The sequence below is a fragment of the Vibrio sp. 704 genome (assembly GCF_033339295.1).
Map to the genome: position 1 here is coordinate 1 of NZ_JAWOUH010000882.1, position 547 is coordinate 547.

1 protein-coding gene is annotated in these 547 nt (G+C 48.4%); it reads left to right on the top strand.

Features of this window, described 5'->3' with window-relative positions:
• Positions 1-547: ATP-binding cassette domain-containing protein (locus R7R24_RS29675; protein WP_318120585.1), on the top strand; the 547-nt coding region annotated here is incomplete at both ends.

A 547-nucleotide genomic window follows, 5' to 3' on the forward strand; every position in this document is an offset into this window, starting at 1 on the left:
AACGATGGGATCGTCGATGCAGTAAAGAATGTTAGCTTCGAGCTACAAGCGGGTGAAACGCTGTCTATCGTCGGCGAATCTGGTTCCGGCAAATCAGTTTCCACCAACGCTTTAATGAAGCTGCTACCAGACAACGCCATTGTCCATCCAGACTCGTCAATCATGTTTGAAGGGGAATCCATTCTGGACAAAACTGAGCGACAAATGCAGCGCATTCGCGGCGATCGCATCGGGATGATATTCCAAGAGCCAATGACTTCACTGAATCCGTACATACGGGTCGGTATTCAAGTGGCGGAAGCCATGATGTGTCATCGCTCCGTCAATCAGCGCAAAGCCAAAGAACGTGTGCTTGAACTGTTTGATTTGGTTCATTTGCCAAACCCGCAACAAGCCTATGATAAGTATCCACATGAGTTTTCTGGTGGTCAGTTACAGCGCATCATGATTGCCATGGCGCTAATTAACGAACCAGACATCTTAATTGCCGATGAACCGACACCCGCGCTTGACGTTACTGTTCAGGCGGAAGTGCTACTGCTGATTA